Raw genomic sequence first — 23,495 nt, 5'->3', positions numbered from 1 at the left:
CTTCCGTCATCCTGCTGGAGCCGCCGGGGCTCGCTTAGGTCATCAGGCCCAGTGCGGCCAGTTCACCGCGCGAGGAGACGCCCAGCTTGGGAAAGGCCTTGTACAGGTGGTAGGCGACCGTGCGCGGGCTCAGGAACAACTGCGCGCCGATCTCCCGGTTCGACGCCCCGGTGACGGCCAGCCGTACCACTTGGAGCTCCTGCGGGGTGAGCGCGGCCAGCAGGTCGCCGGCCTTCGCGCGGCGGGCCGGCGAGGCGCCGGTGGCGCGCAGTTCGGCGGCCGCGCGGGCGGACCACGGGGCGGCGTCCAACCGGTCGAACGCCTCCATCGCGGCCTCAAGCTGGATGCGGGCCTCGGTGCGCCGCCGGTGGCGGCGCAACCACTCGCCGTACACCAGGCGGGTCCTGGCCTGGTCGAAAGGCTGCTCGTGCTGCCCGTGCACGGCGAGCGCGCGCTCGTAGAGGCCCTCGGCCCGCTCGTCGGACGCCAGCAGCGCGCGGGCCCGATGCAGTACGGCGAGCGGACCGGGTTGCCCGACACCCTCGGCCCATGCCGCGTAGCGGCGCAGGACCTCGTCGGCGCGTCGCGGCGTGCCCGCCCTGACGGCCGCCTCGACGTAGTCCGGCCAGGCATACCCCCAGATGAACGCATGCCGCGAGGTGCCTTCCGTCGCCCTGTCCAGCCGGTCGAGCACCGCGTTGTGGCGGCCGAGGCCGAGGTCGAGGATCACGCGCCCGTACTCGGCCCACGTGCCGGCCGGCAGCCAGGACCTGTTGTCGGCGTGGCGCAGGGCTTCGGCGGTGCACGCCGCCCACTCCTCTTCCATGCCCGCGACCCCGTACAGCCAGGCTTGGACGCCTTCCAGATAGCCCCGCCAGAACGGCTGGCCGGCGTCGGCGGCCAGGCTCAGGCCCTCGGCCACCGTGGCGCGCGCGGACCGGTGACGCCCGTCGGTCAGCTGGGCGATGGTGAGGAGCGTCATGGCTTGAGGAAGGCGGCCCAGACGACCTTGCGCCCGGCACTCCTCGACCAGAGCGGCCGCGCCGGCGAGCATCTCTTCGCGTTCCGCGCGGACGAACGCGTGGAAGGTGATGACCATGCGGACCTCGAACGGAACGGCCACCAGCTCGCCCAAGCCGATGGGGAAGGCTGGGACGGGTGTGGTGTCCCCTTCCAGCATCGTGCGGAAGCCGCGGTTGATCGCGTGCACCGCGCCCGCGAGCCCGTCGCCGTCCGGTGTCAGCTCCTCGGTGCGGCGGGCCAGGGCGAGCTGATCGGGGTGGGGCGCGCTGGTCCAGGCGTAGAAGCCGGCCAGGCCGAGCAGCGAGAGCATCGTGGCGGGATCCGCCCTCTCGGCGCCTTCCTGCAGCAGCCGGACGGCCTCAAGCGGCCGGTCGGCCTCGAACGCGAGCTGTGCTCGCACCCGGGTGAGCTCTGCCAGGACCGACTTGTCCAGAGCGGACGAGCCCGCCTGCCGCTGCGCCGCGGCGACCAGCTCGGCGGCGCGCCGGCTCAACCCCGCCTCGGCGGCCGCCCCGGCGGCGGCCGTCCACCGGCGTACGGCGTCGGCCGGGTCGGCGGACAGCTCGGCTGCCCGCGCGTACGCCGCCGACACCGTGGCCTGGCCGCCGCGCTGCAGGGCGCGCAGCGCCAGGCTCTCCAGCTCTCCGGCCACCCCCTCGTCCGGTTGCAGGGTCACCGCGGCCAGGTGCCAGGCGCGCCGGTCGTCGTCGACGGCTTCGGCCAGCGCCCGGTGCGCGGCCATCCGGGCGGCGATGTCGCAGGCCAGCAGCACCGCCGTACGTACCAGCGGATGACGGAAGACGACACAGGACGTGCTCACCTGGACCAGCCCCGCGCGCTCGGCCTCGGCGAAGTCGGTCACCGAGGCGCCGAGCCGGTCGAGCGCGCCGGTGAGGGCCTTGAGCTCGCCGCGATCGTCCAGGGCCGCGGCGAGCAGGCAGAAGCGGGTGGCGGCGGGGAGCTCGGCGATCCGGTTGCGGAAGCCCGCGAGCACCTTGTCCGTCACCGTCACCGGAGCGAGGGAGAAGGCCAGCGGGGTGAAGGCGCCCGCCCGTTGTTCGGGGCCGAGCATGCGGGGCAGCTCGATCAGGGCGAGCGGGTTGCCTTGCGCCTCGGTGACGAGCTGGTCGCGGGCGGCCAGCGGCAGGTCGGCCGCCTGCTCGGCCAGCAGTTGGGCCGCCGCGTCCGCGTCGAGCTTGCCCAGCCACAGCTCGGGCAGGCCGCCGCCGGGGAACGTGCCGCCGTCCTCCCGCGCCGCGAACAGAACGACGACGGGCTCGGCGTGCAGGCGGCGCGCGGCGAACACCAGCGCGTCGGCCGACTCGCTGTCCAGCCACTGCGCGTCGTCGACCAGGCATACCAGCGGCTCCTCCTTCGACAGCTCCACGAGGAGGCTGAGCGTCGCCAGCCCGACGAGGAAGCGGTCGCCCTGGGTCGCCTCGCCGAGGCCGAGCGCGCCCAGCAAGGCGTCCGCCTGCTGCGGGGGCAGCGCGGTGACGCCGTCGAGCACGGGGCGCAACAGCAGGTGCAGGGCGGCGAAGGGTAACTCGGCCTCCGACTCGACCCCGGTGACGCGTAGGACGCGCCCGGACGTCCGCCGGGCGGCGTACTCCAGATGGGCCGTCTTGCCGATGCCTGCCTCGCCGCGCACCACCAGAGCACCGCCTGGCCCGTCGAGCAGCTGATCGATCCGGGCCAGTTCCGTCTGACGGCCGTGCAGCATGAAGATCCTCAGTAGTAGAGGGGCGCATCCACTCGATCGCCCAGAGGTGCACGACCTTCGCTGCGTCCAATCCGATCATATGGGCTTTCAGCGGATAATCCCGGTTATCTGGAGGGAGCGCCGAACCAGCGCGGCAGCACGCCGGCCAGCTCCGCCTGGTCCTCGCCGGCCCACGCCACGTGGCCGTCGGGGCGGAGCAGTACGGCGGGGACGTCCAGCTCGGCGCCGGGGTCGACGACGTGGTCCACGCGCTCCGCCCAGCCCTCGGCCGAGAGCCGGCCGGTCCGGTCGAGCAGAAGGCCGCGGCCGGAGCGCGTCAGCTCGTAGAGGCGGCCGCGCTTCAGCCGGACGTCCCGCAACCGCCGCCCCACCAGCTCGGAGCCACCGCCGAGGTCGTAGCGGACACCGATGGCGGTGACCTGCTCGATGAGGTACGCGGTCACCTCGTCGAACTCCATCAGCCGTGCCAGCAGCCGCCCCACCGACCGGGGTCCCGGCTCGGCGGACATCAGGTGCATGCGCACCCGCGTGTCGTCCAGCACGGCGGCGGCCACCGGGCGGCGTTCGGCTTCGTAGGTGTCCAGCAGCCCGCCAGGCGCCCAGCCCGCGACCTCGGCGGCGAGTTTCCACCCGAGGTTGAACGCGTCCTGGATGCCGAGGTTGAGCCCTTGCCCGCCGGCCGGCGGATGGATGTGGGCCGCGTCGCCCGCCAGGAGCACCCGGCCGTCGCGGTAGCGTTCGGCCAGCCGGGTGGCGTCGCCGAAACGGGACAGCCAGCGCGGCGCCCGCACGCCGAAGTCCGTGCCCGCGACCGCCCTGAGCCCCTGCCGGAACTCCTCCAGCGTCGGCGGCACGGCACGGTCCTCGGCGACGCTCAGGGCGGGCACGATCACCCGGTACATCCCGTCGCTCAGCGGCAGCAGGCCGAAGCGCGGCTGGGTCTCGCGGATCCGCGCGACAGTGGCGGCGATCGTCCCGGGATCCTCGTCCGCCTCCATCTCGCCGAGCAGGGTGTCCAGTCTGCTCGGCTCGCCGGGAAAGCCGACGCCGAGCAGCTTGCGCACCGTGCTGCGCCCGCCGTCGCAGCCCGCGAGGTAGCGCGAGCGCAGCCGCGTGCCGTCGCCCAGTTCGGCGGTCACGCCGTGCTCGTCCTGGCTGAGGCCGGTCAGCTCGGCGCCGCGCCTGATCTCCGCGCCCAGCCCGGCGGCGTGCTCGGCCAGCAGGCGCTCGGTGACGGTCTGCGGGATGGCGAGGAGGTAGCCGTGCGCGGTGTCCAGCCCGGCGGGCGCGGGCCGGTCGGCCCCGGCGAGGGAAGCGCGCAGCGGGTGCCTCCGGCCGTGCGCGAGGAAGCGCTCCAGCAGGCCGCGCTGGTCCATCACCTCGATGCTGCGCACGTGCAGGCCCTGAGCCTTGGCGTACGGGGCCGGCTCGGCGTCCTTCTCCAGCACGAGCACCTGCGCGCCGTGCAGCCGCAACTCGGCCGCCAGCATCAGGCCGGTGGGCCCGCCACCGGCGATGATCACGTCGAACATATGCCGCCCCCCTGCGTTGTACGACTTCCGGTCCGGAAGTCTGGGGCATGACCCGGGCCTTGCCGCAAGCCCCGGGGGGCGCTATAGCTTGGAAGTGGCAGGGGGCGGCGTTCCTGCTTTCCAAGTGGACAGCCCTCCGGCGCGTTTTCTCAGGTCGGGATCCTTGTCCGACGCCGGCCCGAACATCGACCGGGTGACCGAGCATGCTCGGTGACAGGCGCCGCGGAATCTTCTTGCCGTACCCGTTTCCGTCTCCCGGGTGACTGGAGTTCGCGTACGTCGAGGCGACGCCTCGCAGAGCAATGACCTGGGCGGATGTAGTCATCGGCAGGCGCAGCGCCCAGCACGACCGCGGCAGTCGACCGCCTGCTTGAACCACTCCACGAGGTCATCCCCGACCATCCGCCACTCTTTCAGGATTGACTTATATAAGCCGAGACTGAAATTATTGGGCCGCGCACGCGTTCGACGTGTTCGACGGCGCTCTAGGCACCTCAGGGAGGTCGGCATCTGGCTGGATCGTTTCCGCCAGTTCTGGAGCCAGCGCCTGGACGCGCTGGGCACCGAACTCGCACGCGCGCGGCGCGAGCGCCGCCACCCGCTTGACGAGACGCCGTCCCCGGAGGGACGCCCCGGCTCGAACGAAGAGGAAGAAGAAGAGTGATCGACATCGTCGACCGAATCACCGCCCCCCAACGGGCACGTAAGGAGTAGACCGATGAGGAAGAACCTCACCGCCACAGCGGCCGGCGGCACGACACGGAGGCTGCTGACATGCGGCGTCGTCGCCGGCCCCCTCTACATCATCGCGGTCCTGCTGCAGATACTCACCAGGGACGGGTTCGACATCAGCCGCTACCCGGCCAGCATGCTGAGCAACGGCGACCAAGGGTGGATTCAGATCGCCAACTTCGCGGTCAGCGGCCTGCTGTTCGTGGCCGGAGCGGCCGGCCTGCACCGGGCTCGTGGTCCGGTGGGCTGGGACAGCACTTGGGGGCCGCGACTGGTCGGCGTCTTCGGCGCCGGGATGATCGCCGCTGCCTGCTTCTCCGCCGACCCTGCCGACGGCTTCCCGCCGGGGACGCCCGTCGGCCCGCCCACGAGCATGAGCACGCAGGGGATGCTGCACCTCCTCGTCTCCGGGGTCGCCTTTCTCGCGCTGATCGCCGCGTGTCTCGCGTTCGGCCGGCGGTTCGCGGCGGCCGGCCGTCGCGGCTGGGCCGCTCTCAGCATGGTGACCGGTGCGCTCTTCGTGACGGCCTGGGTCTCGATCTTCGTCGTGCAGGGCTCCAGGGTGGCCAATGTCGCCTTCGCCCTCGCCATCGCGCTCGTCATGGCATGGGTGTCGCTCCTGGCGGAGTACCGGCTGGCTTCGATCCGGCGGGGCGGCATCGCCCTGACCGTGGTCTGAGCGGGCAGCCGGCCATCCGGAACCTCACGCTCGATCAACGCCGGCTGTGACACCTGCTCCCGCGCCTCCTTGCGTCCCTGTCATTAACGTCGTCCATGTCGCGGCTTCTGACAGCCATCCTGCTGGCGCTCTCCCTGGCCGGCGTCTTCGCTCCTGCCCCCGTCGCCACGGCCGCGGCGGCCGAACCCAGCGGCGCCGGCACCTGCGAGAAACCCGGCCGGTACACGGTCGAGGCGGACAACCGCGGCGACCAGATCCGCACCTCCACCGCACCGCTCGAACTCACTCTCATCATCGAACCACCTGCCGTGGTGGGCAGCGGCTCCTACGGCGACGGCCCCGTGCTCACCGACGGCCGCTACACCGACACCGTGATCCCCGGTAAGGAGGCGTACTTCCGGGTGCCGCTCACCTCCGGGCAGCGGCTGACGTATCGGATCGAGATGCCGGCGTTGGCGCAGGCACCGTGGACGTGCAAGGGGAGCCCGCGGGTGCGCCGACGTACGCCGACACGACCGGCCTGGGCTCGCCGGACCGGCGCCGGTCCGAGAGCGCTGCCGCTGCTTCTGGCCCTGTCCACGGCCGTGCTCGGCGTCGCCACCGCCACGGCGATCTGGCTGGTACGGAGCACCCGCCGCCGCCCCGGAAACGACGTCTTAAATCATCACCCACCGGCACCGGACGCAGGCTCGCTGTCGCCGCCGGTGCCGCCGGCGTTCGATGCCGTTTTTCCCCGCCGAGGACGTGCGGGTCATCCTGACCCACGCTGCGTGGCCCAGGGCGAACACGATCCGCGAGCTGACTGGCGAACTCCCAGGTCAAGGACCCCCGACCTGATTTCGAGCGTCACAGGCCGGGTGCCGCGAGGGGGCGGCGATGTACCGCAGCGTGCTGGCCGGGCGCCGCATGCTGGTGGTGCTCGGCAACGCCGCCGCCGAGCCACAGGTGGAGCTGCTGCTGCCGGGGCTGGTGGGCTCGCACTTCACGGCATCGGAGGCGCTGCCCCTTGGCAGCGCCTCCGATGGCGCGAACCTACGCGGCGGTCAGGTCCCGCCAGGCCTTCACCTCCTCGGGAGCCAGCGCGCGGGCGAGTACGGCGGCCCGGTCGACGCCGCCGGTCAGCCGCTGCCCGCCGCCCTGGTCGGCGCCGAAGCGGAGCGGACGGGCGGTGCAGCCGGTGATGCCGTCGGAGGTGGCCTGGCCGGTCGCCTTGCGCTCGCCGTCCACGTACACGGTGATCGCGCCGGTGGACTCCAGGGTGACCACCAGGTCGATCCAGCGGCCGGTAGGCAGGGTCGTGTTCAGGCCGACGTTCGCGCCCGCGCCGATGAAGCGCATCGTGTTGCCTGGGGTGACATCGATGAGGACGCCGTCGGTGCCGGGGTCGCCGGATGGCTGGGAGTCGAACAGCCGGCGGTAGCCGCTGCCGCCGATCTTGACCTCCGCCGCGAACGTCGCCTCCCGGACCAGCCCGAGCGAGGTCGCGCCGGTCGTCAGGTACGTGTTGCCGTCCAGCACCAGCCCGCTGCCGCTGGGCGCGGTCGTGTCATAGGCCGGGGTGCCGCCGGTGACGACGGCGTCGCGGCGGTTGCCGGAGGAATCGTTGACCGTGCCGCCCTCCTTCGGATCCCAGGCGACCAGGACCGAGCCGGCCGGGGGCGGGGCACAGGGTTCCAGGGCTAGCACGGCACTGGCCGCGCCCGACCAGGAGTCGCCGGTGACAGTGGCGGCCAGCACGGCCTGCCGGGCGCCTTCGGCCGGTCCCGGAGTGATGGTGAAGGTCGCGGTGCGGGTCTTTCCCGGCGCCGTGCCGGGCAGGTGGCGGGTGGCCGGTACGACGGTCCAGCCCCGCGGGACGGTGAGCGTCACGTCGGCGGCCGGCACCGCACGGCGGCGGGTCGCGGTGATCGTGACCTTCGCCTCGAACGGCGTGCCCGGCGTGGCGGTGCCGGGTACGCGTAGGGCGACGGCGGCTTCGTTCTGGATCGTGTACGTCCTGCCCGCGCCGGCGTTCCAGCTCAGGGTGTCGCCGTCGCGGTGGGCGCCGATCTCGTGGCCCCGCTCGTCGTAGACGCGGTAGCGCCCGGCGATGAACGGCGACTTGACCTTGATCGGGCCGGAGTTGCCCGGGTGCAGGGTGACGGTGTCGGGCGCGCCGTCCTTCCAGGCGGCGTCCACGGTGACGCCGCCGCGGGCGCGCAGGCCGCTCACCGAACCGTTCTTCCAGGCCGAGGGCAGGGCGGGCAGCACGTGCACCACGTCGTGCTGGCTCTGCACCAGCATCTCAGCCATGCCGGAGGTGGCGCCGAAGTTGCCGTCGATCTGGAACGGCGGGTGGGTGTCCCACAGGTTGTCCAGCGTGGACGCCTTCAACTGCTCGCTGAGCATCTTGTGGGCGTGGTCGCCGTCCAGCAGCCGAGCCCAGAAGTTGATCTTCCATGCCTTGGACCAGCCGGTCCCGCCGTCGCCGCGCGCGGTCAGCGAGACCTTCGCCGCCTCGGCCTCGGGGCTGCCGGTGGTGATCTGGTTGCCGGGGTGCAGGGCGTACAGGTGAGAGACGTGCCGGTGGGTGTCGGTCGCGGAGTCCCAGTCGGTCTTCCACTCCTGGAGCTGTCCCCAGGAGCCGACGCGCAGTCCGGGGTCCAGCTTGGCCAGTGCGCCGCTCACCTCCGCCTGGAAGTCCTCGTCCACGCCAAGCTTCCTGGCCGCGGCGAGGGCGTTGGTGAACACTTCCCGGACGATCTGCTGCGACATCGACGCGCCGGCCGAGAAGTCACCGTGCTCGGGCGAGTAGCTAGGGGAGACCACGAGCTTGCCGTCACGGGGGTCGGTGTGCAGGAAGTCGAGCCAGAACTCGGCGGCCCCCTTGATCACGGGGTAGGCGGTGTCGCGCAGGTACGCCGTGTCGCCGGTGAATCGGTAGCTGTCGTACAGGTGCTGGGTGGTCCAGGCCGCGGCCTCGGGGAACCAGAAGGAACTGGCGTAGTCGTGCACGCCGGTGAAACCGAACGGGTTGGTCTCGTTGTTGACCACCCAGCCGCGCGCGCCGTACATGTCCCGCGCCGTCACCCTGCCGGGCGCCACCATGGCCGAGATGTAGCGGTCGTACGGCTTGGTCGTCTCGTGGAGATTGGTCTGCTCAGCGAGCCAGTAGTTCATCTGGAGGTTGATGTTGACGTGGTAGTCGGCCGACCAGGGCGGGCTGGTGGAGTTGTTCCACACGCCCTGCAGGTTGGCCGGGAGCACGTCGTTCTCCCGGGAGGAGGAGATCAGCAGGTAGCGGCCGTAGGCGAAGAACAGCGTCTCCAACGCCCGGTCGTCGGCCGAGGCGCCGCCGGTGTAGTTCCTGCGCAGCCGGTCGGTGGGGATCGCGGGGGTCGAGCCGCCGAGGTCCAGTTTCACCCGGTCGAACAGTTTGCGGTAGTCGGCGACGTGCGCGGCCTTGAGCTGGTCGTAGCTCTTGGCGGCGGCGGCGTCCACCGCGGCGGTGACCTTGGTGTGCGGGTCATCGCCCCGGTAAGCCGGGTAGGTGTCGGCGTAGTCGGTTCCGGCCGACAGCACGAAGACGGCGCTGTCGGCACCGGTGACGGTGATCTTGTCCCCGGCGTCGGTACGGGTGCCGCCCTGCGCGATCACCTGGATCTGGGCCTCGAACGTCATCTTGTTGTCGGCGAGCCGGCCCCGGATGGTGAGCCTGCCGCCGGAGGCCGCGACGGTCTTGTCCTGGCGCGGCGAGGTGTGCCGCAACGTGAAGGACACCTTGCCGCCCTGGTCGGCCGAGATCCGGCCGACGATGACGTTGCCGGGGTTGCTGGCGAAGTACTCGCGCTCGTGGCGCACGCCGCCGGCGGTGTAGCCGACGCGGGCCACGGCCTCGCGCAGACTCAGCTCGCGGCGGTACTCGGCGGGGTCCGCAGGGGCGCCGGCGAAGTCGAGGAACAGGTCGCCGAACGTCTGGTACGCGCCGAAGCCGGTTTTGGACTGGCCCAGCTTGGCAGCCACGGCGTTGGGCGCCATCTTGCCGTCACGGTCGATCTGCTGCTGGACCTCGGCGATGGCGCCCGGCCGCGGCGTTCTCCAGTTGCCGAAGTCGTAGCCGGAGACGCCGGGGCCGCCGGTCCACAGGCTTTTCTCGTTGAACTGGAGTTGCTCGGTCGCGACGCCGCCGAACACCTTGGCGCCCAGGGGCCCGTTGCCGATGGGGAGCGCCTGAGTCTCCCAGTCGGTCGCGGGCTTGTCGTACCAGAGGGTCAAGTCATCGGGTGTCTGGGCGGCTGCGGCACCGGCCACTGTGGGGGCGGACAGAGCGCCGACGAGCGTCAGCACGGCCATCAAGGCCGGGCCGAACCGTCGTCGTGGGGGGTGAGGCACGGATTCCTCCGATCACAGGAATTGATCCAAGGAAATATCAGTGAAATGCCCGACTAGCAAGGGTTAACATCCGATGTCTTGGGGTGCTGACGCGGTATCGCCTGGTCATCCCGGCCAAAAGGCCACTTCATGTCGGATGTCTCGGACGATGGCGGCGCCCTGCGTCGCCTAACGTCGCGCGATCGAGCCGTCACCGGACGGCGTCCCCAGACCGGTACGGGAGCAGGCCCGGCACGTCGCCACCACGTCCCACCTGCCCGCCCTCGGGACCCGCGTCCCACGATGCGGTTCGGCCCGGGCGGGCAACGGTGACAGAGGCGCCCGCGACGGTTGAGTGCCGACCTGTCTTCCTGCAGTCTTGGCATGTCGGGCACACATGATCCGGTGCCTGTGCCGCCGCCCGTCAGCGGGAGTTCAGAGCCCGATCGACGCCTGGGGACCGGCGTAGGTGCGCGGCAGGCTCGGCACGTCGGCGGCCGGGTCGAGGTGGTAGGAGTAGAAGCTCGTCGGGTTGAAGGCCGAGCCGCCGGTCTTGCCCTCGGCAGTTGGACGCCGCTGTCGGAGGAGTGGTTCGGTACATCCACGCACTTGCCGCTGTTGGCGTTGACCAGGCCGTAGGCGCCGTTCTGGGAGACCCGGGTGATGTGACCGCGGCGTTCCAGCCGGTCCAGCACGACATCAGTACGCGGTTCTACGGTGTCGGGGCGGCGGTGGTGATTCGCCTAGTCGGCGGAGCGCAGGAGCATCGCCTCCAGCTCAGGGCCGGCGTCGGCCGCGCAGACGTACGTGAATCGTCCGGTCGCCGGCTCGACGAAGTACAGGCTCGCACGCTTGCCGCATTTTGCGCACCAGGCGTCAGGCCCGCCGCCGAGTTCGGCGAGGCCGACCTTGATCTCTGGGATAACGAAAGCCATGCGGGCAGCGTAGATCGGCATGGTCAGGACTTCCGGGGTGACAGCGCGTCTTGCGGAATCCATGCCCGTAGATTGTCCGACATGGGAGGTGACGATCCGCCCGACGCCCGGCCGCAGGCAGGGCATCGGCGGATCGCGCACCGCGCCCACGCCGTCCTCTCTTCGTTCTGGTCCCGCGAGCGTCGCCGGGTTCACACGCCCGTGATGGTCCATTGGTTGTTGGTGCTGTTGTTCGGCGTCCACATGGCCACGGTGGAGCCGGACGTGGCGTTGCCCATGCCGTCGAGGGCCGTGCCGGTGCCGCGGTTGATGATCTGGTAGCGGTCGTTGCCCGTGCTGTTGAGGCGCCACTGCTGGTTGTTGCCGCCGTCCCACGCGGCCTGCCTGGCGTTGGCTCCGTTGGCGGTGTTGCCCCAGCTGTCGGCGACCATGCCGTTGGTACGGTTGACGATGCGGTACCACCCGCCGCCCAGGGCCACGAGCTGCCACTGCAGGTTGGTGCTGCCGTCCCAGTTCCACTGCTTGAGGTTCGCCCCCGAGGCGACGTTGCCGCCGCTGTCCAGCGCCAGGCCGGTGGTCGCGTTCGTGATCCGCACGTACGTCGCCGGCGGGGGGCCGGCGGATCCGGTCATGCGGTACGTACGACCGGCCTGGCCGCTCAGTCTGACGACGTCGTTCTCGGGTTTGGTGACGCTGACGGCTTCGCCGGTCGTGGCGTCGACCACCTGGTAGGTCCCGGTGAAGATCCGGCCGCGCACGTTGACCGTGCCGTCGCGGTCGAACCTGACGAGGATCTCGGTGGGCCCGCCCGAGCTCCACGTCGCGTCCACGGTGTAGCCGCCGCGTCCGCGAAGACCCTGCACCTTCCCGCTCGGCCAGGCCGCCGGGAGCGCCGGCAGCACGTGCAGCTCGCCGTTGTGGCTCTGCAGCAGCATCTCGGCGATGCCGGACGTCGCGCCGAAGTTGCCGTCGATCTGGAACGGCGGGTGCAGGTCGAACATGTTGGGCGCGAGCCGGGCCGTCGTCACGAGGGCGCGGATCAGGTCGTGCGCCCGCGTGCCCTCCTCCATCCGCGCCCAGTAGTTGATCTTCCACGCCAGCGACCAGCCCGTGCCGTCGTCGCCGCGCAGTTCGAGGGTCCGCCGCGCGGCCGTGTACAGCGCGGGTGTGCCGCGCTTGGTGATCTGGTTGCTGGGGTGCAGGCCGTAGAGGTGGGAGATGTGCCGGTGGTTCTGCTCGGTCTCGACCCAGTCGTACAGCCACTCCTGGATGTTGCCGCGTGAGCCCACCCGCATCGGCGGGAGGCGGTCGCGGGCGGCCAGGACCTGCGTACGGAAGCCGGCGTCGGTGCCCAGGAGTTCGCTCGCCCTGGCGCAGCCGTTGAACAGGTCCCGCAGGATCTGGTTGTCCATCGTGGGTCCGGCGCAGATGCTGACGCCCGCATGGTGGGGCAGCTCGGGGGAGTTCGACGGGTTCGTGACCAGGTATTTGAGGGTCGGTTCCTCCACGAGGGTCTCCAGGAAGAACTGCGCGGCCCCCTTCATGGCCGGGTAGTACTGCCGGAGGAAGTCGAGGTCGCCGGTGAAGAGATAGTGGTCCCAGATCATGGTGGCCAGCCACGCGCCGCCGGTCTGCCACATGCCCCAGGTCGCGCCGTCGACGACCGAGCTGCCCCGCCAGCCGTCGGTGTTGTGGTGGGTCACCCAGCCACCGGCGTTGTACTGCACCCGCGCCGTGCGGGCGCCGCTGACCGTGAGATCGTTGACCATCCTGAACACCGGCTCGTAGCACTCCGACAGGTTGGTCGTGTCGGCCGGCCAGTAGTTCATGGGCAGGTTGGCGTTGAGGGTGTACTTCGAGTCCCAGGACGGGGTCAGCGAGTCGTTCCAGATGCCCTGCAGGTTGGCGGGCTGGGTGCCCGGCCGCGAGGAAGAGATCAGCAGGTAGCGGCCGTACTGGAACAGCAACGCCGAGAACTGCGGGTCGTTGCCGCCGGCGTGCTGCGCGATCCGCACGTCGGTCGGCTGGTCGGCCGCCGCGGTACGGCCGAGGTCGAGCGTCGTGCGCCCGAACAGCCGCTGGTAGTCGGCGACGTGCCGGCCGCGCAGGTCGTCGTAGGTCCGGGTGACGGCGGCGTCGAGATGGCGCCGGGCGATGCCCTGATAGTCGCCGCCGACATCCTTGTAATTCACGTAGCCGGAGCCGATGGAGATCAGCACCGTCACGCTGTTGGCGGACCTCACCTGCAGGGTGCCGCCCGAGCTGCTGACACTGCCGCCTTCGGCGACGGCCCGGGCCAGCGCCAGGAACCTGACCTTGCCGGCCAGGCCCCTCTGGTCGCCGGAGACGCCGTCGAGCGCCACCGTCGTGCCGTCCGGGCTGGACCGCGTCGTCCGCTGCGGGCTGCCGAACGTCGCGGAGAACGTGATCGAGCCGGGCTTGTCGGCGGTCAGGCGGAGTGCGATCACCTGATCCGGCGCGCTCGCCAGCACCTCGCGCCGGTACCGTACGCCGTTCTGCAGGTACGTCACCGTCGTGGTGGCCGTGCTCAGGTCCAGCACACGGTTGTACTCCGAGACCCCGGAGGCGCTGCCGAAGGTCAGTCGCAGATCGCCCACGGGCTGGTAGGCCAGCTGAGCCGAAGGGTTGCCCAGCATGTTCTGGTCGACGAGGGTCTGGGCCTGGCTCCACTGGTTCTGGAAGACCAGCTGCCGGATCTGCCCCAGCGCCGCCGCGCCCCTCGTGTTGCTCTGGTCGTACGGCCCGCCGGCCCAGATGGTGTCCTCGTTGAGCTGCAGCCGCTCGGTGTCGACGTTGCCGAACACCATGGCGCCGAGGCGGCCGTTCCCGATCGGAAGCGCGCGCAGCCACTCCGTTCCGGCGCTCTCGTCGTACCACAGGGCCAGATCGTTCGCGGCCCGCACCTCCGCGGGCGCCACCGACGCGGCCCGGGCCACGGCCGTCCACTGCAGGGGCAACAGCGCGGCACCGGCTCCCGCCGCGCCGAATCTCAGCACTTGTCTTCGCGATACATCGGCCATTTCGGTTCTCCAAGCCCGTGGGGGTGGACGTGCCTGCGTGCTCGTGGTCAGCGGTCCCGGCCTCTCAGGTGCGGGCCCACTTCTGGTTGGTGCCGCCGTGGCAGGTCCAGATCTGCACCTTGGTGCCGTTGGCGGTGCCGGACGCGGACACGTCCAGGCACTTGTTCGCGCCGACCGCGGTGATGGTGCCGTCGGCGTTGAGGCGCCATTTCTGGTTGTTCTGGCCGTTGCAGTCCCAGATGATCACGCTGGTGCCGTCGGCGGTGCCGGCGCCGTTCACGTCGAGGCACTTGCCGCCGTAGACCCGCAGCTCACCCGAGCCGGTGGAGGCCCACTGCTGGTTGGACTGGCCGTTGCAGTCCCAGATCTGCGTCTGCGCGCCGTTGGCCTGCGAGGCTCCGTTGACGTCCAGGCACCGGCCCGACCCCGCGCCCTTGAGCGCGCCCGACGTCGGCGGAGTGACCGTGACGGTCGGTGTCGGGTTCGGGTCGCTGCCTCCGAACTGCGTGAAGAAGTTCCACACCACCGGCCGGGTCCAGGAGTTCTCGCCGGGCTCGAAGTCGCCGGGCTTCCCGTCCACGGGACCGGGGGTGTGGCCGGCGTCGAACGCCGCCCAGGCGACCGGATATCCCGCCCGGCATCCCGAGTAGGAGGTGACGACATGCGTCAGGCTGCCCTGCGCCGGCTCCGGCGGGTTCTGTGCGGTGCAGCCGTTGTTCCTGACGAACCTGTCACGCAGCGACCGGCCCGCGGAGATGTTGAGCACCGGATCCCTGAGACCGTGCAGCCCGATGTACGCGATGGGCTCGTTGCCGCCGCTGCACCCGCTGAGCTGGCCGCCGGAGTAGACCGCCACGGCGCGGAAGACCGTCGCCCTGGCGCACGCGAGCGCGTAGCTCATGCCGCCGCCGTAGCTGAAGCCCATGGCGAAGCGCTGGGAGGTGTCCACACAGAGGTCCGCCTCGATGCGCCGGATCATGTCGTCGACGAAGGTGACATCCTCGCCGCCCGAGTTGGCCCAGCCGTTGTTGAAGCCCTGAGGCGCGACGAAGATGGCGGTGTTGTTCGACAACGCCCTGAGCCCGTAATAGGACCAGGGGTATCCGCTGGTTCCGCCGCCGTCGACGTCGTTGGCGGTGCCGCCATTCCAGTGGAATCCGAAAATAAGCCTGTAGGGCGTGTTGTTATTGTAGTTGTCCGGAATTCTCAGGATGAAGTTACGGTTTTTCCCGCTGGTCGTTATCGACTGCGAACCGCTTCTCAGCGTCGGGGTCCTGCCGCATCCCGCGGTGCCCGCGAGGGCGCTCTCTTGTGCGGGGCGCTGGGACGCGCTGTCGCCCAGGGCCGCGTGCACCGTGGCCAGGGCGACGAGCAGGACGGCGGATGCAACAGCGGTGAAGAGGTGCCTGAGCCTCGACATGGCGCGAATTCCTTTGCCGTTCTCGGGGGGTGAAAAACGCAAAAGGGGAAGCCGTTCCCACCGCCTTTGTTAGCGCTAACTCAACGCCGCCGTAAAGGGCTCTCCTTCCTTTCCTGTGGCTGGAGGCGATGGTGCAGCGGAGCAAATATGACCGTGACAAGACCTGTCAAGACTCGGCCTTCTCGACGTCGAGAGCCCGCGCGTGAGGCGACCCCGTCCCTCCGGCGCCTGACCAGGAGAAGCGGCCGCGGCCAACGCTGAGGCGTCGCGGTGAAACTTTCACAGCCGGCGATCGAATCGGTTCCGAGGGCGCGGACGGGCGCTAACGCCGCAGCCGTACGGGATCGGCCGGGCCGCTGCGGCGCACGATCCAGGCCTCGGTGATGTGGTTGAACATCGCCTCGGCGGCGCCCGCGGGATCGTGGGCGGCGATGCGTTCGTAGATGCGGCGGTGGCCGAGGTTCGACGCCACGCAGAGCGCCCGCTCGGTCCGGCCCAGGTAGCGGGCGGTGCTGACGACCTGGCTTTCCAGCGCGCGTACGACGCCACGGGCGATGCGGTTCCCCGACGCCTGCATGATCGTGTCGTGGAAGGCGCGGTCGCTGTCGGCGTAGGTCATCGGGTCGTCCACGAGCTCGTCCATCCGATCCACCAGCGCCCGCAGCTGCTCCACGGTGTCCGGCCCGGCCACGCGGGCGGCGACGTTGGCCATGTCGGACTCCAGCACGCGCCGGGTGACGACGAGGTCGTCGAGAATCGCCAGGCTGTCTTCCGCGGCGATGGTCGCGGCGAGCACGAGCTCGTCGAGCATGTCCCACATCGCCGGCGGGGTCACCATGGTGCCGGCGCCCTGGCGGACCTGCACCAGCCCCTTCTCCTGGAGGATCTTCACGGCTTCCCGCACGACCGTGCGGCTCACGGAGAAGGCTTCGCAGAGCGCGGGTTCGGGGGGCAGTGAGGTCCCCGGCGGGTGCACCCCGCGGACGATGCGCTCCACCAGCTCGGCGGTCACCGCTCTGGCGAGGCTGGCAGGACGTCGTACCCAGGCCGGTGACGCCGGGACGCCGCCAGGCGCTTCCTGCGATGCCGTCATTGATCCCTCCGGTGGCCTGGCATGTGGCGACGCCACCGCGCCAGTATACGTCAGTCCCTATTGACGTTATACGTCATACGAATTATGTTTGCGCCTGGTCCAGCGGTCCTCTCGGGAAGCGGGCAGCGATGAAGCAGCGAGCATTGTGGTCGGCCTTATTGGTCATGGCGGTGGTCTCAGCCGGTTGCGGGAGCGCGGCCCGGACCCCGTCACCCTCCGGGGACTCGACGCAGAAGCAGCAGAAGCTCTTGGTCTGGGACTGGAAGTCCGGTGAACCGGCCGCGGCCGGCTACATCGAGAAGGCCAAGGCCGACTTCGCCAAGCGGCATCCAGGGGTCACCGTCGAGTTCGTCGCCCAGCCGTTCGACCAGTACTACACCCTGCTCGGCACGGCGATCCAGGCCGGCAAGGGGCCCGACGTCATGCTGTTCAACGGGGGAGGACAGATCCGCGACCGGGTCGACGCGCTCCTTCCGCTGGACTTGTACGTGACCGAGGACAAGAGCCGGCTGGCGGGCTGGGACGCCTTCAGCAAGGACGGCAAGATCTACGCCGCGCCGGTGACCCTGCAGGGGCACCCGATCTACTACAACAAGACCCTCTACGAGAAGGCCGGCCTCGACCCGGCTAACCCGCCCAAGACCTGGGACGCGTTCGTCAACGGCTGCGCCGCCGTCAAGAAGGCGACCGGGGCCACCTGCTTCGCGCTCGGCAACAAGGAAGGCGCCGGGATCCAGTTCTTCCTGTCGGGCCTCGGGTCCGGCGTCCTGACGCCTCAGGAGTACGACGACTGGATCGCCGGGAAGCGCGACTGGACCTCTCCGAACGTGCGGCGGATCTTCGAGCTGTGGAAGGAGGCCGGCGACAAGGGGCTGAACAACGAAGGCGCCAACTCCACCGCGATGTTCACCGACATCTTCAGGGTCTTCGAGACCGGCAAGGCCGCGCACATCATCGGGCTGATGTCGGACGTCGGGCACTGGAAGGATTTCGGCGAGTTCCTGCCCCCCGACAAGATCGGCGTCATGCCGGCCCCCGTCGTCACCAGCGGAGCCACCCCGAGCCTTCCGTACGACGGCGGCATCGGCTACGCGGTCGCCAAGTGGACGAAGGACCCCGCGCTGGCCGCCGATCTGGTGCGCTCCCTGACCTCGACCGACGCCCTGACGGCGTTCTATTCGAAGGCCGGCGCGATCGCGTCCGACACGACGATCGACTTCGCGCAGGCCGGCCCGGCCGTCGCCGCGATCGCCTCCGAGATCAAGACCGGCAGGCCCGCACTGCACGTGGCGCTGTCCTCCAAGACCCTGGATCTGATGGGACGACTCTCCCAGCAGCTCCTGAGCGGTTCGACCACCGTGGACAAGGTCGTGGAGCAGCTGGCCGCCTCCGACCGGGCGGGCTGAGCGTGCCGATCGGAAGCCCGTCGCCGTTGGTCCGCCCGGCCGGCTCCGGGCGGGCCGGCGCGGCGGCCGTCACGCACCAGGGACGCCGCCGGGACGCCCGTCGGTGGCGCGCGGAGCGCCTCGCCCCCTACGTCCTGGTGGCCCCGGCCGTACTGATCATCGTGGTGCTGCGGCTGTGGCCGCTGGTCCTCGGGGTCAACTTCTCCTTCACCGGCGACGGCGAGCTCAACGGAACGCCTGTCGGCCTGAGCAACTACCTGGAGCTGGCCGCCGACCCGTTGTTCCGCACCTCGCTGCGCAACGTCGGGCTGCTGGTGCTGCTGCTTCCCGTGGCGGTGGCGATCCCGGGTCTGCTCGCGACCTTCATCTATCTGCGCGTGCCGGGTCACCGGGTCTACCGCAGCGTCTATTTCTTCCCGGCCGTGCTCTCGCCGGTGATCGTCGGGGCGATCTTCAACCTCATGCTCGGGTACGACGGCCCGCTGAACGCCTTGCTCGGGACGGTCGGCGTCGGCCCCGTCGACTGGCTCGGCGATCCGGGCCTCGCCATGTTCACGGTCGTCGGCGTGCACATATGGGCGACGTTCGGGATGGCCCTGGTGGTGTTCCTCGCCGGATTCAGCACCCTGGACGCCTCGCTGCTGGACGCCGCCCGCGTGGACGGCGCGTCGCTCCGCCAGACGATCTGGCACGTGATCATCCCGAGCCTGACCCGCACCATTCAGTTCGTCTTCGTGACCACGATGATCGGGATGCTGACGTCCATGTTCGGCCTGCTCTTCGTCATGACCAGCGGAGGTCCGGAGGGATCGACCTACCTGCCGGAGTTCTACATCTGGCACCAGCAGGGACAGATGAACCAGCCGGCGCTCGCCTCGGCCGCCTCGACGGTTCTCTTCGTCGTCATGCTCGTGGTGGGGCTCCTGCAGATCACGCTGCTCCGCCGCGCGGGGAGGCAGGACTGATGGCCGGCAGGCGTCTGGCCAGGTGGGTGGCCGTCGTCCCCATGGCCCTCCTCGCGCTGGCGACGATCTATCCACTCGTGTTCACCGCCAACGTCGCGATGAAGACCCGCCGCGACTACATCCTCGACCGGTTCTCCCCGGCGAGCTCCCTGAGCTGGGACAATCTCGCCGCGGCGTGGGCCGGCGCCGGAATGGCGCGCTACTTCGTCAACTCGTTCATCGTCGTGGCGTTCGCCGTGGCCCTGCTGCTGCTGTTCGGGTCGATGGCGGGTTTCGCGCTGAGCCGGCTCCGGTTCCGCGGCTCTTCGGTGATCTTCCTGGGCTGTCTCGCGGGACTGTTCGTCCCGTTCCAGGTGATCATGGTGCCGCTCACCAGGATCATGGCCGACGGCGGGCTCATCGACACCTATCCGGGACTGATCCTGGCCTACGTCGCGCAGTTCCTGCCCTTCACCGTCTTCCTGATGACCAGCCACTACAGGACCATTCCCGCGGAGATCGTCGACGCGGCCAGGATCGACGGGAACACGGTGTACGGGGTGTACCGGCGGATCATGCTTCCGCTGGGCGTTCCCGCCCTGCTGTCGGTCGGCATTCTCGACGCCTTGTTCTGCTGGAACGACGTGCTGATCTCCCTGCTCATGATGCCGTCGCCCGAGCATCGCACTCTCATGATCGGGGTCAACGCGCTGCGCGGACAGTATTCCGACGACGTCCCCGCCTTCGCCTCGGGAGTCCTGATCGCCGCCGTACCCGTACTGATGATCTATCTGTTCCTCCAGCGCCAGATCGCCGACGGCGTCACGGCCGGTTCCACGAAGGGCTGACATGCGGATCACGGGGTATCGGACCACGACGACGGTCCAGGAATGGGGCCGTCCCGTCGGCGACGCCAACGGTGTCTTCGCCGACGGCGTCGTCCCGGTGCCGCTCGTCATGGTGGAGACCGACGAGGGGATCACCGGCATCGGCCTCGGGCCGCACGTGGAGATCGACGCCGTGTTCGCCGCGATCGAGGGCGAGGACCCGCGCGGTGTGACGGCGCTCTACGACCGCATGCTGCGGCAGACCTTCAAGGCCGGCCACGCCGGCGCGGTGTTCGGCACGATCGGCGCGCTCGACACCGCCCTGTGGGACATCAAGGCCCAGGCGGCCGGCGAGCCGCTCTGGCGGCTGCTGGGCGGACGCGACCGGCGGGTGCCCGCCTACGCCTCGGGCATCGACATCGGCCTGACCGACGACGAGCTCGTCTCGGTCTACCAGGTCTACGCCCAGCACGGTCTGCGCGCGGCCAAGCTCAAGGGCGGCCTCGACATCGAACGCGACCGGCACCGCCTGACCCTGGTACGGGACGTCCTGACCGAGGCCGGGCACGGATCGCGGCCGGGCCTGATGCTCGACGTGAACGAGGCATGGACCCGCAAGCAGGCGGTCCGGCACGTCTGCGAGCTCGAACGCAGCCTCGATCTCACGTGGATCGAAGAGCCGGTCCGGCGGTGGGACGCCGAGGGCCTGGCCGTGGTCGGTCGCGGGATCCGCGCCTCCGTCGCCACGGGGGAGAACCTCACCGGACTGGAGCAGTTCCGCCCGCTGCTGGCCGCGGGGGCCGTCGACGTCGTCCAGACGGCCGTGGTCTGGGGGGTGACCCACTTCCTCCGGGTGTCCGCGCTGGCGCACGCCCATGACCTGCCGGTCAGCCCGATCGGGAACATGCCGGTCGCGCTGCTGCACGCCGCGACGTCGGTGCCGAACCACCTGGCCAGCGAGTTGCAGGACCTGAGCCCCCCGCTCGGGCTGTCGCTCGACCTGCACGTCGAGGACGGCGCGTTCATCCTCGGGGACGCGCCGGGCCTCGGCATCACGATCGACGAGTACGCGATCAACGCCTCCGCCCGCCGGCCGGACGCGAGGGCCGAGCAGGGCCCCCACATCCGGCCGGAGCACGCCGGGCGACGGCTGCTGGCGGTCGCGGACGGCGTCGATCAGACCTGGCGTCAGGCGACTCAGCGGTAGCCGGCGGCGACGATGTCGGCCTGGACGGCGTTCTCGGTGGCGTCGGTGGGATAGCCGGCCACCATGGCTCCTTCGTAGAAGGTTCCGGCGCTGAGGTTGGCGCCGCCGTCGGGCTTGCAGCAGTCGCCGCCGCTGCCCAGGATGATGGCCCCTTGCTTCTTCATCGGGCTGTATCCGTTGGGGAGCGGCCCGTCGTACAGGGTGTAGAGGCTGCCGGACTGCGCGTTGCTGCCCTTGATGGCGAACCGGCTGGTGCCGTTGTTCTTCAGCGTGGCGGTGACGAACTTGTGCGGGAAGGTCCGCTGGTTGGGGTTCCAGGACTGGCTGCCGCCGGGGTAGAGCCCCCATTCGAGGTCGGCCTGGACCCAGGGGCCGCCTCCCTGGCAGCCGCCGAACCAGCACTGGACGCTGAAGTTGATGGCGTCCATGGCGCCGGCGGCGTCGGCCTTCCTGGTCGTCTCGCTGTTGCCGTAGTCGAAGCAGCAGCCGCCGTTGACGTGGGTGCCGCTGGTGACCATGTACATGCCCTCGGGCGCGCTGCCGGTGGGCACGCCGGTCAGGTGGCCGTCCCGCCAGTAGCTGTTGCCGGGATTGATGTAGAGCGAGTACGCCTTGCCGCCGCCGACGGTGAGTGACTCGGTGGTCGCGATCGCGGGCCTGCTCTGCGGGGAGCCGGGGACCACGCTGGAGCCCTGGTACCACAGGTCGTTGCCCCGCCCGGACTGGTCGTACACGACGGTCACGACGCACGTGGTGCCGGCGCAGAACGAGTCCTGGGCCGCGGCGTCGGCGACGCCGCCCGCGGTCAGCACGCCGATGTTCCTGGTCGTGCTGTCGGAGGAGCGCCTGACCTGGTAGAGGTTGCCGTTGTACGAGCCGTAGAGCGCCCGGGTCGTGCTGTGCGCGGCCACGCACGGCGTGCCGCCGGAGGCGTAGATGTCGCACGGGCGCCCGCCGGGCGGCGGCGGGGTGGGCCCGGCTCCGGTGGTCCACTTCTGGTTGGCGCCGCCGTGGCAGGCCCAGATCTGCACCTTGGTGCCGTTGGCGGTGCCGTTCCCTGACACGTCCAGGCACTTGTTCGCGCCGATCGCGGTGATGGTGCCGTCGGTGTTGAGGCGCCATTTCTGGTTGTTCTGGCCGTTGCAGTCCCAGATGATCACGGCGGTGCCGTCGGCCGTGCCGGCGCCGTTCACGTCGAGGCACTTGTTGCCGTAGACCCGCAGCTCAGTCGCGGCGGTCGACGTCCACTGCTGGTTGGACTGCCCGTTGCAGTCCCAGATCAGCACCTGCGCGCCGTTCGTCTGCGAGGCTCCGTTGACGTCCAGGCACCGGCCCGACCCCGCGCCCACCAGCGGCGTGGTCGCCGCCGAGGCCGGCGCCGACCAGGTCAGGGTCGTGGCCAGGAGGGTCGCCAGCGCCGCCACCACAGCCGCGAGGACGGCCGCCCGGGAGCCCGATAAGGGAACGGTTGAAGGCCGCATGTCGTACTCCTTGGAGACAGGGCGAGACGGAGACAGCCGCGGTGTCCGGCGAAGCACATATGACGGGCGGACCGGCTGTCAAGACTCCCTCCTGTCCGGCGGCCTGCCGGAAGCACGCTCATCGGTGACGCCGGTGGCCGGGCTCCATGAAACGTTCATTCGTGGGAGGAGAAGAGGCGCTGCTGGATCTCTCTGCGGTAGTCGTCGAGGGTGTTGTCGATGTGCGTGGCCGCGGCCTGGGCGGCCGCTTCCGGGTCGCCGGCGTGGATGGCCTGGTAGATGGCGTCGTGCTCCTCGACGGCCTTGGCGGCGTGCCCGCCCACCGAGCCGCTCAGCCCGATGAGGTTGGACTGCGCCTGCAGCCTGCGGGCCTCCCGCACCGCCACCTGGAGGAACATGTTGTGCGAGGCCGTGGCGATGGCGTTGTGGAAGCTGTTGTCGCCCTTGTTGAACAGGTCTTCCTGCCCGGTCTCGAAGCCGTGGCGGCACACACCGGCCGCCTCCTCGATGGCCCTCAGCTCCGCGGGCGTGGCGCGGCGGGCGGCCAGCCTGCTGGTCTCCATCTCCTGCGCCCGGCGGAACTCGAAGAGCATGTAGACGTGGTCGAGGTCGGTCGGGAGGAAGAAGGAGGCCCAGCGCCCGGTGCCGAACATCCCCTCGCCGTCGGCGACGTACAGGCCGCGGCCCTTCTGGGCGCGTACCCGGCCGAGCGCGGAGAGGATCTTCACCGCCTCGCGCACCACCGTGCGGCTGGTGCCCAGTTGCCTGGCCAGCTCGTTCTCGGTCGGCATGCGGTCGCCCGGACGCAGGCCGAGCCGGACGATCAGTTCGAGTACCTGCTCGGCCGCCACCTCGTAACCCGGCCGGTATGCGCTCTCGTGGGGGGTGTCGGTCACTGTGCTTCCTCCTCGCCGTACCTACAAAGTATGGCTGATGAGGTCGCCCTCCCAGGCTCGGAGGCGGGACCGATGAGTAGGACTCATCTGAACGGTTCATGCGAGGGCGATCGGCGCCGACGTGCGCAGTGCGAGAGTTCTCGCTGGTGGATAGCCCAAATCGGCTAACCACGGCCGACTGCTCAATGTGCAAAGGGTGAAATAAG

15 protein-coding genes are annotated in these 23,495 nt (G+C 70.3%); 5 read left to right on the top strand and 10 right to left on the bottom strand.

Going from position 1 to position 23,495, the window contains the following annotated elements; translation table 11 throughout:
- Nucleotides 1-34: 34 nt before the first annotated feature.
- Together ACBR40_RS10580 and rox are read right to left on the bottom strand one after the other, a co-directional pair.
- Nucleotides 35-2,746, bottom strand: coding sequence for an AAA family ATPase (locus tag ACBR40_RS10580; protein WP_371248534.1), 2,712 nt, complete (start codon nt 2,744-2,746; stop codon nt 35-37).
- Nucleotides 2,747-2,850: 104 nt separating this feature from the next.
- The gene (gene rox, locus ACBR40_RS10575) at nt 2,851-4,278 is read right to left on the bottom strand and encodes a rifampin monooxygenase (RefSeq protein ID WP_371248533.1); all 1,428 of its coding nucleotides are present in this window, start codon (nt 4,276-4,278) and stop codon (nt 2,851-2,853) included.
- A gap of 718 nt (nt 4,279-4,996) precedes the next feature.
- Between rox and ACBR40_RS10570 the strand changes: the two genes are divergently transcribed.
- Nucleotides 4,997-5,689, top strand: coding sequence for a DUF998 domain-containing protein (locus ACBR40_RS10570; protein ID WP_371248532.1), 693 nt, complete (start codon nt 4,997-4,999; stop codon nt 5,687-5,689).
- A gap of 1,032 nt (nt 5,690-6,721) precedes the next feature.
- On the opposite strand, the gene ACBR40_RS10565 is transcribed toward ACBR40_RS10570, so the two are convergent.
- From ACBR40_RS10565 to ACBR40_RS10540, 6 genes are all read right to left on the bottom strand, one after another.
- Complete coding sequence (locus tag ACBR40_RS10565) at nt 6,722-9,943, bottom strand: glycoside hydrolase N-terminal domain-containing protein (protein WP_371248531.1); 3,222 nt, start codon at nt 9,941-9,943, stop codon at nt 6,722-6,724.
- Between the two features lie 531 nt (nt 9,944-10,474).
- Entirely contained in the window at nt 10,475-10,648 is a 174-nt protein-coding gene (locus tag ACBR40_RS10560) for a hypothetical protein (RefSeq protein WP_371248530.1), read from the bottom strand.
- A 134-nt stretch (nt 10,649-10,782) separates the two neighbouring features.
- Entirely contained in the window at nt 10,783-11,124 is a 342-nt protein-coding gene (locus ACBR40_RS10555) for a hypothetical protein (protein ID WP_371248529.1), read from the bottom strand.
- A 41-nt stretch (nt 11,125-11,165) separates the two neighbouring features.
- The gene (locus ACBR40_RS10550) at nt 11,166-13,991 is read right to left on the bottom strand and encodes a glycoside hydrolase N-terminal domain-containing protein (RefSeq protein WP_371248528.1); all 2,826 of its coding nucleotides are present in this window, start codon (nt 13,989-13,991) and stop codon (nt 11,166-11,168) included.
- An 88-nt stretch (nt 13,992-14,079) separates the two neighbouring features.
- Nucleotides 14,080-15,435 (bottom strand): RICIN domain-containing protein, encoded by a 1,356-nt coding sequence (locus tag ACBR40_RS10545; RefSeq protein ID WP_371248527.1) that lies wholly within the window; start codon nt 15,433-15,435, stop codon nt 14,080-14,082.
- A 322-nt stretch (nt 15,436-15,757) separates the two neighbouring features.
- Complete coding sequence (locus ACBR40_RS10540) at nt 15,758-16,447, bottom strand: FadR/GntR family transcriptional regulator (RefSeq protein ID WP_344206785.1); 690 nt, start codon at nt 16,445-16,447, stop codon at nt 15,758-15,760.
- A gap of 329 nt (nt 16,448-16,776) precedes the next feature.
- Between ACBR40_RS10540 and ACBR40_RS10535 the strand changes: the two genes are divergently transcribed.
- Genes ACBR40_RS10535 through ACBR40_RS10520 form a run of 4 tightly spaced genes read left to right on the top strand, consistent with a single transcriptional unit; the run spans nt 16,777 to nt 20,912 of the window.
- Nucleotides 16,777-17,934 (top strand): ABC transporter substrate-binding protein, encoded by a 1,158-nt coding sequence (locus tag ACBR40_RS10535; protein ID WP_371248526.1) that lies wholly within the window; start codon nt 16,777-16,779, stop codon nt 17,932-17,934.
- Between the two features lie 2 nt (nt 17,935-17,936).
- The gene (locus tag ACBR40_RS10530) at nt 17,937-18,899 is read left to right on the top strand and encodes a sugar ABC transporter permease (RefSeq protein ID WP_344206787.1); all 963 of its coding nucleotides are present in this window, start codon (nt 17,937-17,939) and stop codon (nt 18,897-18,899) included.
- The gene (locus ACBR40_RS10525; RefSeq protein ID WP_371248525.1) at nt 18,899-19,726 is read left to right on the top strand and encodes a carbohydrate ABC transporter permease; all 828 of its coding nucleotides are present in this window, start codon (nt 18,899-18,901) and stop codon (nt 19,724-19,726) included. Before ACBR40_RS10530 ends, ACBR40_RS10525 begins: the two co-directional genes overlap by 1 nt.
- A 1-nt stretch (nt 19,727) precedes the next feature.
- Nucleotides 19,728-20,912 carry a mandelate racemase/muconate lactonizing enzyme family protein gene (locus ACBR40_RS10520; RefSeq protein ID WP_371248524.1) on the top strand — a complete coding sequence of 395 codons (1,185 nt, stop codon included), beginning with the start codon at nt 19,728-19,730 and terminating at the stop codon, nt 20,910-20,912.
- Here ACBR40_RS10520 and ACBR40_RS10515 read toward each other — a convergent pair.
- Both ACBR40_RS10515 and ACBR40_RS10510 read right to left on the bottom strand, forming a co-directional pair.
- Nucleotides 20,903-22,393, bottom strand: coding sequence for an arabinofuranosidase catalytic domain-containing protein (locus ACBR40_RS10515; RefSeq protein ID WP_371248523.1), 1,491 nt, complete (start codon nt 22,391-22,393; stop codon nt 20,903-20,905). The two genes, ACBR40_RS10520 and ACBR40_RS10515, sit on opposite strands and share 10 nt — an antisense overlap.
- A gap of 155 nt (nt 22,394-22,548) precedes the next feature.
- The gene (locus ACBR40_RS10510) at nt 22,549-23,289 is read right to left on the bottom strand and encodes a FadR/GntR family transcriptional regulator (RefSeq protein WP_344206792.1); all 741 of its coding nucleotides are present in this window, start codon (nt 23,287-23,289) and stop codon (nt 22,549-22,551) included.
- Between the last annotated feature and the right edge of the window lie 206 nt (nt 23,290-23,495).

This window comes from Nonomuraea sp. AD125B (assembly GCF_041402765.1).
Taxonomy (GTDB): domain Bacteria; phylum Actinomycetota; class Actinomycetes; order Streptosporangiales; family Streptosporangiaceae; genus Nonomuraea; species Nonomuraea bangladeshensis.
This window is presented reverse-complemented; position numbering and strand designations above follow the sequence as displayed.

What these genes read in the sequence shown, in the direction of transcription:
- ACBR40_RS10515 (WP_371248523.1), bottom strand. Translation starts at nt 22,393, where the DNA reads ATGCGGCCTTCAACCGTTCCCTTATCGGGCTCCCGGGCGGCCGTCCTC.
- ACBR40_RS10545 (WP_371248527.1), bottom strand. Translation starts at nt 15,435, where the DNA reads ATGTCGAGGCTCAGGCACCTCTTCACCGCTGTTGCATCCGCCGTCCTG.
- rox (WP_371248533.1), bottom strand. Translation starts at nt 4,278, where the DNA reads ATGTTCGACGTGATCATCGCCGGTGGCGGGCCCACCGGCCTGATGCTG.
- ACBR40_RS10525 (WP_371248525.1), top strand. Translation starts at nt 18,899, where the DNA reads ATGGCCGGCAGGCGTCTGGCCAGGTGGGTGGCCGTCGTCCCCATGGCC.
- ACBR40_RS10570 (WP_371248532.1), top strand. Translation starts at nt 4,997, where the DNA reads ATGAGGAAGAACCTCACCGCCACAGCGGCCGGCGGCACGACACGGAGG.
- ACBR40_RS10520 (WP_371248524.1), top strand. Translation starts at nt 19,728, where the DNA reads ATGCGGATCACGGGGTATCGGACCACGACGACGGTCCAGGAATGGGGC.
- ACBR40_RS10580 (WP_371248534.1), bottom strand. Translation starts at nt 2,746, where the DNA reads ATGCTGCACGGCCGTCAGACGGAACTGGCCCGGATCGATCAGCTGCTC.